This is a genomic window from Occallatibacter sp. (genome assembly GCF_049802275.1).
Classification (GTDB): domain Bacteria; phylum Acidobacteriota; class Terriglobia; order Terriglobales; family Acidobacteriaceae; genus Telmatobacter.
Map to the genome: position 1 here is coordinate 1 of NZ_JBARMD010000344.1, position 9,035 is coordinate 9,035.

At 61.0% G+C, this 9,035-nt stretch carries 7 protein-coding genes; all 7 read right to left on the reverse strand.

Going from position 1 to position 9,035, the window contains the following annotated elements; all coding sequences use genetic code 11:
* On the reverse strand, nucleotides 1-1,172 hold a 1,172-nt coding region (locus tag WA354_RS12055), incomplete at its 3' end, for a phage tail protein (RefSeq protein WP_472813259.1).
* 6 nt (nucleotides 1,173-1,178) lie between these two features.
* A complete protein-coding gene (locus WA354_RS12060; protein WP_472813260.1) occupies nucleotides 1,179-2,078 on the reverse strand; it encodes a hypothetical protein in 900 nt (299 codons plus the stop codon).
* A complete protein-coding gene (locus tag WA354_RS12065) occupies nucleotides 2,075-3,007 on the reverse strand; it encodes a hypothetical protein (RefSeq protein WP_472813261.1) in 933 nt (310 codons plus the stop codon). The genes WA354_RS12060 and WA354_RS12065 overlap by 4 nt, the downstream gene beginning before the upstream one ends.
* On the reverse strand, nucleotides 3,004-5,304 hold the full coding sequence (locus WA354_RS12070; RefSeq protein ID WP_472813262.1) for a putative baseplate assembly protein: 2,301 nt from the start codon (nucleotides 5,302-5,304) through the stop codon (nucleotides 3,004-3,006). Before WA354_RS12070 ends, WA354_RS12065 begins: the two co-directional genes overlap by 4 nt.
* Complete coding sequence (locus WA354_RS12075; RefSeq protein ID WP_472813263.1) at nucleotides 5,304-8,483, reverse strand: putative baseplate assembly protein; 3,180 nt, start codon at nucleotides 8,481-8,483, stop codon at nucleotides 5,304-5,306. The genes WA354_RS12070 and WA354_RS12075 overlap by 1 nt, the downstream gene beginning before the upstream one ends.
* Nucleotides 8,480-8,902 carry a GPW/gp25 family protein gene (locus tag WA354_RS12080; RefSeq protein ID WP_472813264.1) on the reverse strand — a complete coding sequence of 141 codons (423 nt, stop codon included), beginning with the start codon at nucleotides 8,900-8,902 and terminating at the stop codon, nucleotides 8,480-8,482. The genes WA354_RS12075 and WA354_RS12080 overlap by 4 nt, the downstream gene beginning before the upstream one ends.
* Before the next feature lie 4 nt (nucleotides 8,903-8,906).
* Entirely contained in the window at nucleotides 8,907-9,026 is a 120-nt protein-coding gene (locus WA354_RS12085) for a PAAR domain-containing protein (protein WP_472813265.1), read from the reverse strand.
* Between the last annotated feature and the right edge of the window lie 9 nt (nucleotides 9,027-9,035).

Consider the following 9,035-nt stretch of genomic DNA (forward strand, 5'->3'; position numbering starts at 1 on the left):
GCGTGCGGCGTTCCTGCCTGCCCGACAATCGCATCGATCCCCACGCGGGCCTGGGCTCCGACGCGCATGGCTGGTTCTATAAGACAGAGGTCGTAGGTGGTGTGCGCGGGCTTCTCCCGATCGAGGACCTGGCGCACCCTGGCGAGGGCGTCAGCGGAAGTCAGCTCAGCGCAGTAAATGCTGACGCAGAAGCGGTGCGCGACATCTTCGTACAGCTCGGCACCGAAGGGCTCTCCTGTTGTGATGTGGGACTGGTCGACAGTGGCGGTAGTGTTGAGGACGGCGCCCTGCAATGGGCCTGGTGCGAGCATGGTGGTGAAGCCGAGTGGATTGGAGTCGCCGAGGGCCCAAAGGGAAACGCTGCGCGCGGGTTCTTCGATGAGGGCGTTTACCCCGGCATACATTTTGAGATATGCGCGCAAGCCTTCGATGGTGCCGCGCTTCTGATAGAGGCTGAATGCGCCGGCGAGATTGGCGCGTGCTTCCGCATCGGCCCAATGTTCATCGAGAATGAAGGTGAGCCATCCCGAAAGCCAGCCCAGCCATGAGGGCGGGTCTCCGGCGGGAGCAGCCTTGGGGTCAAAGAGCAGAGGCAGGTCCTCGATCTTGCTTTCAATTGCACTGAGGACGGATTGATCCATTCCGAGAAAGCGGTTGAGGAAATTCTCCGCGGTGGGCTGATGGCGATAGACGGGCGGAAGAAACTTTGCGTAGGTATCGGCGCCGTAGTCGACACGAAGCTGATCGAGCAGGGGCGTTTCGCTTCCATTGCCGCGCAAAAATCCGCCGACATAGAGCAGCATATTGGGCGCATTGGTGATGGCAAAATCGAGCGCGTCGCGGGGCGCGGCTTTCCAGGCTGGATCGGAGAACGGAGTCGCCGAGAGAGGGTTCCACGGGGCGGGACCAGAGGCGGCGGCGAAGGTGTAGAACTGCACGTGCGAGTTCACGAGGGACGTATCGGCGCTCATGGTCGCCTTGAGACGAAACCACGAAGTTGGGCGATCGGACACCTGAAAAGGTCCGGCAAGGAATGAACCTGACACCTCAAAGGCGGGGCCGCTGCTCTTGAGCCCGATCAGTCCTCCGCTCTGAGCCACGGTTGGACCGAAGCTGACGGATGGCCAGGCGTCTCCGGAATTGAGATATAAGTAGCCGCTCTCACCAGGCATGGCGATTCATCCTTCTATTCCCATCCAAACGATGGTCCAGTTGAGCAAGGGGATCAGGCCGGCGATATCTTTATCGTCCACGGCAACCACTTGATTGAGGCTGTTGAACATGAGCAAGACAATCTGCAGGACGAAGCCGTTTGGCAACGCACTCTCGATTACCGGGACAGTGACGAGCGAATAGGTCAAAGCGGGGGCCACGACGATCTGTCGGGAGCCCATGGCATGTGCGAAGTAAGCGGGGGTGGCGGCGAACTTGGCGGCCGATGTATCCACGAAGGTGGAGATGCCGCCAGTGACGGGTGTCCATGCGATCGCAGCGGGAGGCACCTGGCCCGCATTGATGTACGGCTGATTCGACGGAAGCGCATTTCGCCGTACATCGAGTCCGAGTGCGGCATTAAGCTGGCAGTTAAGAACAGTGGCTTCAGCGAGGATGACATTCAAGCCGTCCTGAATGTCCTTGAACTGTTGCCATTGAAGAAGGGGACCTTCTGTGAGCCGCACTGTTCCGGCGGGCATGCAGACTCCGGGGCGGGATTCTTCGGTAGCCTGGAATGAGTCATCGAGATAGGAGATGGTGAGGAAGAATGTGGCGGGAACTGTTGCGCCGGAGCCGCTGCTGACGCCGGCGACGGCAGGCACCGGCATGGTTACTGCCGTGGTAAGGATCAGCTCACGACCGAGACAATCGATTGCATATCCGGGCGCGATGGTGACAGAGGTATCGCCCACTTCGCCGGTGACGCCGTAGCCGATTCCAATTCCCCAACCATGGAGACAGCGATTGTGCAGCCAGCGAAGTTGGCGATTCGAATCCTGAACGTCGGTGAGGTCCTGAGCGGTGAGTCTTTGCCCGGGGACGAACTCGATGCGTTTGAGATTGGGAATGGTGGCGGCGCTCATGCTATGGCCCCCTTGAGTTGGAATTGTTTGACGGCTGAGACATTGAGACCGGCGAGCGTGAAGTAGCGCAGGGGATTAGAGACGGGTTCACAGCCAGTGACGGGTTCAACGCCAACCCAGGTAATCGCAAACGGGAGTGCCAGTCCACCGGGAAGAAATTTGATCAGCTCCGGAGCCGCGTATACGAATTGTTTGGAATCGGACGACGCGATGTAAGCGGAGTTGGCGCCAAACTGTGCGAGGGCGTCCAGGGCAGTGTTGCCAACGAAATCCAGGCGCGCGAAATATTCAGGATTTCCTGCGAAGCCTGCATCGCTGGTGTTTACCGTGAGCCCGTCGGCGATTAGCCGGCCAATGGCGAAAGCTACTCCGGTGGCAATATGCGGTCGGACCTGACGGCGCGCATATCGGCGGACGGTCAGGTCGGGCACTTGGGTGAGCACACCTTTCTCAACATGCAGGTGGGCGAGAGGAACATCGACGCCGAGATTCAACGTATCGGGCGTTCTCCAGGCGAAGGCGGGGCGTTCTTCGCGAGGATCCAGAACTGTTCCGGCGCAGAGGATTCCGATTTCGGGCAGATCTGTAAATTCACTGTCGGACACGTAGCCGATGACGAGCAGAAGATCGGTAGCGACGGGAGTCAACGGAACGGGCAGCAGCAGGTCTTCCGAGAGGAGGAGTTCCCGGGCAGAGGAATCGATTGCGTATCCGGGGCCGACATGAATGGATTCGTCGGAAACCTGTCCATAGACGGAGAAACCCAGCGCAATTCCCCAAGTGTTATGGAGGAAGAGGGTGTGCATTCTGCGGAGGCGCTGGGCGGTGTCGAAGTCGTCATGGAGATCGCGGGAAGCGAGGAGCTGGCCTTCGCGATAGGTGACGCGATCGAAGGGAATCTGGAGTTCAGCTGGAGGCCTGGGATTCATATCACCTCGATGCTGTGCGGCCCGGACCGGGTAAGCGCCGTGGGGCAGAGTGGGATGTCACCGCACTGGGATGCGCCGGAATCGGACTGCATGGAAAGCGTATCCACGTGGTCGACGCCGGGGACGTCCTGAATGAGGCGGAGGATTTCCGAACGATAGACACTGCGTCCGAAGGGCCAGCCCAGTGCATCCGGGCCGCCTGTCAGCGGGTCAAGAAAACTCTGAAGAGCGGAGAGGATTCGGGCCTGGACGTTGGCCCCGCCGGCGCCGGTACGAATGGCGACTGCGGCGGTTACGGTGATTTCGGTGTAGGCCGGCCCGGTAATGTGCAGGGTGGTAGCTACCGGACGGCGGCGGTCAAGATAACGCCACACGCACTCGAGCAGGCCCTCTGATGGAACGGGCTCCGCGACTGGGTAATAGGGGGCAATGACGAGTGTGACCACGCCTGGCGCCGTGAGGCACGGGAAATTCGCATCGAGCGAAGCCCATCCATGCGCGCGGGCGACGCGTGTTCCCGGCACGGAGAGCGCGAGCCGTTCGAGATCGAGCAGGTTTACGCCGCGCCAGGGCGACACGAGACTGCGCACCACTGTGCCATCGATCTGGTCAAGCGTGACGGTGCGGGAAGCAGTGGCAAGATCGAGCAGCCGTTCGTGCGCGTGCAAGAGCTCGACGGCACGGCCCAGGGCGTCATCGAGTGTCTCCAGGTCTGATCCGCCGGACGCGGCTGTACGGTTGGACGTAATTGTCTTCAACTGGTCGCGCGTAGCGGCCGGCAGCGGCTTCAAGTACACATCATTGAATGGAGAGATACGGTCGTGGTTCACCGTGTGGGGCGCGGTGTTTCCGATGGCTGCAAATGTTGTGCGATAGCGCAGCAGGATCATGCAATTGGCAGAGGGAGTCTGACCGCGTTCGCCCGAACCGAATTGAATGATTCCGGTGTCCGGGGCGCAGACGAAGTGGAAGTCGGTGCGTGTGGACGAATCAAAGTCGTCGCGCGGCGACCACTGCTGCCAGGCTGTACCGATGAGCGTGAACAGGCTGAGGCTTGCGAACTCGACCTGCGGCTGCCGCAAGCTGATTTGCTGCCCGGGCAGTCCGGTGCCGATGCCCGTTAGTTCGAGGTCGATGGTCAGGGAGCCTGGAGTTGTGGCGGTGGGCGCGGTGTAGGCGAGGACACGCGTCTGAGGCCCGGAGCCGGATCCGAAGGTGAGCGTCTGAATGACGCCGGAAGCGTCGGACGTGAAGATGAGCTGCACCATGTCTCCTGCTGAGGGAGCAGGGCCCGCGACCGCGATGCCGGCCTTAATGGCGAATGCCTCTGTGACTGGAATGGACTGTTCCGCAGGTGCTGCGTTCGTGGCAATGTCGAGCACAAGGGGAACGGCATCGTACGCGCCCGCCGTCATCCTGCAGCGGAGGTAAAAGAATGCGGTTGGGATTGTTCCCTGAACGGAAGGCGAAAGGCTTGCCGGCAGCGAGACTTCGACGATGCCGTCCAGGGTGAAAGAGCGAGTGTTGTCGCTGGCAGGAACCTCGACCCAGCCGCTGGGGGTCATCGCCTCCCAGACAATGCTGACGGAGTGATGGGGAGGCAGCGTCGGCACAGGTGGCGCGGATGGCGTTTGACATTGCAGCAGGGTACGAACCGGGGTGCAGGCCTCGGCCTCTTCGGCGGCTTCCTCGATAATGCGTTCGCGCTCAGAAGAATCGTTGCCGGGACCGGCGAAGCGGAGGCCGATGGCAAGGAGTTGGCCGGCATCGAGAACATCGAAGCTGAGGTACAAGGCGCAGCCGGGAGCGGGCTGCGATCCAAAAGGTTCGATGGGGAATCCGTCGGTGAAGTCGTGCGTGCGATCGACAGGAGTGCCGCTTGAATCCTGGACCTGCACAGCTTGAAGGTTTGCGGGCTGAACATTTGTGTCGCGGAGAATCCGGAAGGAGATCCGATTCTGATCGGGGTCGACGCCTTCGAATTCAGCGCCCGCGGGGAGAACGAAGGGAGCGGTGGCCGGTGCCGGCGCGAAGCTGAGCATGGTTTGTGCGGGCGCCGGAGGCTGCAAATCGAAGCCCAGAAGCTCGAGAAACTTCCGCTTGTGCCGCGTGGGAACGCGATTCAAGCGGTAATTGGTCATCTCCGTCAGCCAGGCATAGAGATCGATGATCGTGATACCCGGATCGTGAAGATTGTGATCGGTCCACTGGGGCGCGTAACGGGTGATGCTGGCGCGGCCATCTTCGAAAAGGTCGCTCCAGCGCCGGTCGTCGAGATTGGGCAAGGGGATGGGCATTACGCGCCTCGCACCTCGATACGAATGGGCCCCGCGACAACGATGCGGTCTGTCGGTACGGAGACGGAATCGCCGACGGGAGTGTCATTGAGACGGAGTTCAAGAAACTCTGCATGGTCGACGCCGGGAATGGCCTCAAGAACCGCGGCCACATCGGAGATAAAGACGCCGCGGCCGAAGGCCCAGCCATCGCCATCCGGTCCGCCGGTGAGCGGATGGAGAAACGCCGCCATCGCGGCATTGCCCGCCTGCGCTATGGTTCCGGCCTGGCTTGAATCTTTTGGAACGAGGATGCCTGCGATTCCGACCGGGAGGTACGAGGGCCCTTTGACGGTGATGTCCAAAGGATCAACGGTGGCAGGCGCGCGCAGGGCGAGAAAGTCGTGAACCTCCTGCCGCAAACCGTAGGATGGTTGCGGTTGCGCATCCTGACTCTGCGGAACGATGACTACAGTGATCGATCCTGCTGCGGGTCGCCCGTTGGACGCCGTAGCGGGCAGAACGCGAACCGCGGCTATCGCGGGAGATGCCTCGCGAGCCAACGCTTCATAATCCGATGCGGACATGCCGCGTTCCATGTGCCGAAATACATTTGGCCCGCGAGAGAGGAGGGCGGTGGTGGTTTCGCCGTCAGCTCCGCCTTCGGCTGCGCGCGGGTTGGAAACGCTGGAGGCCAGCACTCCGCTCATGATCTGGCTAATGGCACCGGCCTGGACGTTGCCGATCTGTCCGCCTCCGGCCTGGTAGATGCGAGCACGAATGTTTCCCGGGCCGACGGGCGGAAGTTTGCCGTGGACGCCGTCACCGAAGATGATTCTGGCGCTGGTGCGTTCCACGACGTAATGCCGGTCGTCGGGGCCAGAGAAGTAGAAGTGGGGCCGCTCCTGCCATACGACCCAGACCTCGGTGATCTGATTGGTCCGGGGATCAAAGGTCAAGTCGATATCCGCAGACGTGTAGCCAAGGGCGGTGAGCTCGTCGCGAAGGATGGGGTACTCCACGTTGGCGCGAAGTCCGTCAAGCTCGCGCAACTCGATTTGCTCGCCTGGAAGCAGGGGCGATTTATTGAGAAAGAAAGACTGGTTCGGAACGCCGAGTCCGCCGCCGAGAATTTCCTGTGTAACCGTCTCGACCTGACGGGCCCAGAGGGCATTGAGGTAGATGCCATCGATATCGGGTTGAGCAGGGCTTCCGTCTTCCTTGAGGCGCGCGCGAACCCAATCGCGCGACTGGCCGAAACGCGGCAGTGCGGAAATGGAAATGGAACCACCAGTGTAGGTTTTTTCGAGAGGCGCGTTCAGGGTGACGGAGACGCCGGAGACACCGGCCACCAGACGCAACTCCGTGTTCGGCGACTGGGTAACGATCACGCTGTCTCCCGGTTTAAAGAGAGCCGCATCGAGTGGGTTTCCTGCAGTGACCACGGGGCCGGCGGCGGCGTTGATGTTCGCCGACGGTCGCGGAGATGTCGGCGGCGGGACAAAGGAGATCATGCCTGGCCGGCTGAGTTTGCCGGTTTCGTCGGTGACGTCGATTTCGTCCCAGCCTTCGCCCGTCCAGGCTTCCCAGACCAGGGGCGGACCTTCGGATGGCTGCTCTTCGATGTCGAGATAGAGGCTGACAGAATCATTGGGAAGCGGCCGATCGAAGCCGAAATACAGTGACGGTGTCGCGTCGGAAAGAGGGTTGAAAGCAGCAAACGGGCTTCCCGGCCATCGGACGTCGCGACTATGCACGGCCCACTGAAAATCGCTCCAGGTGACGCATTGTTCCGGAAAGATCCAGGGCGACTGGTAGGAATACGTGATGAACATTTTCTCCAGCGCTGGAGGGACGACCGTGAAGACGTTCAGCGTATTGCCGTTGAAAGTGACTGCCTGGCAGCGCACAAAATTATTGACTTGGATGCGAAGGCGCATCCACCACGCAACCTGGTTGTTCACGGTAGTGGTGGCGATGTCGGATGGAACTGTGAACTGGAATGACCATCCGAAATGGAACAAGGCGTAGAGGGTGGGGCTGTCGAGGCCTGTATCTTTCCACGCGGAACCGCTCCAATACTCGAGCACGAGCGTAGGCTCGATAAGGTTGCTGCCCGGTGAAGGATTGTTTTCGATTGCGGTGCTCACCTTGCTGGCCGAGATGGTGACCACAGCTCCGGGCTTGCCGAATGCGGCTGCGGCGCTGAAATAGAATGCGGAACCGGTGTGAGGTTGCTGATCAAAGGGATAAAAAACCTTACTGGTGTCGAGCTTGGTGGCATCGGCAAACGCCGCATCCGGAGGGAAAGCTGCGACATCCGCGACCGCGATCACAGACCGCAAGCGGACGCGATCGACCATGGCGAGCACGCGCCCCGCGGACGGAGCGAGAGGGGCGACGAGACGAGCGCGAATCCAGTGCGCTTTCATTCCGAGGATGGTGGTGGGCTGCGACTGGCCGCATCCAGCGCGCAGAGAAATGATTCCGCTCCGTGTGAAGCCAAGCGTGCCGTCGCTGCCGGAGGTCGGATCGAAGGGATTGATGTCGGTGAAAGGACGCCAAGTTTGACCGTCCCAGAAATCCCATTTCGCGAGGATGGGAACATTCGCCGCGGGGGACAATTGAAATTCAATGTCAATGCGCGAAGATCCTGAGAAGGACAAGACGGTGTCGTGTGCCAGATAGAATTCGTGCGGCACAGGGCTGCGCGGATTGAATAGCTGGAAGGTGCGTTTACCGGCGACGTCGCCGGAATGGACTGCGTAATTATCCTGCGCGGGCCATACGGTGACGACGTCGGTCAGCCTGGCGGCGGCCATCGCGCCGTCCTGCTCAGTTTCGAAGATGAGGGGCGTGGCCTGCGTGGTCAATTTTGCTGAAAGCCGGGTGCGCGCCGGGATCACAGCGTTGGCGCTATTCGGCACAGGCAGAAAGACCACCGGGGCTCGCGAAGGTTGAGGCGGAATCTGCTCCACTCCAAAGGTGTCGAGAAAGGCGAGCAGATTCTTGTCAGGCGCCTGGTTGAGGCGGCCGATAGAGGACTGCATATAACGCGAGAAGACCTGATACAACGCGTAGGCCGGTTCACCCTTGGCCGGCGCGAGCTCAGGCGTCCAGGCCGGTTGCAAGGTCAGCAGCTCGTTCATCACATCGGAGGCGCTGCGAGAGTCGAGTGTGGGCGTGGTATTGAGCTTCACGTGGGCTGGCCCTCTTCGAGATAGAACGGATAGACAAGGTTGGCGACGCTGTTTGTGGAGCGAATCACGTAAGTGATGTTGATGTAGAGAACATCGATGGAGGGCTGCGCCGGCGGCGGCACAATGACGCTTTGCACGTTGATCCGCGGCTCGTAGTCGATGAGGGCTTCGCGCACGCGAGTCTGAAGGCGGTTACAGGTGGACAAATCCGCCGGCTCGAAGACGAAGTCGCGGAGGCCCGCGCCGAAGTCGGGCCGCATGACTCGCTCTCCCGGGTTGGTTGCGAGAATGATTCGAATCGACTGGCGGATGTCTTCGTCGTACGACACCATGGCCATGGAGCCGCGGGAGTCTGCGGCGGGCGGAAAGGCCAGCCCGGAACCGAGGAACGACAGCTTGGCATCGATGCTTGCGGGCACGGTCTCAGCCTCCGATGTTTACGTTGAGTGCGCCCATCATGATGGGGGCACCGCAGCCGCTGAGGTCGCCGACCCGTGCGGCAGGACGTTTGCCGATCATCACGGTCGCGCTTCCCTTCGCAATGGGGTTCGG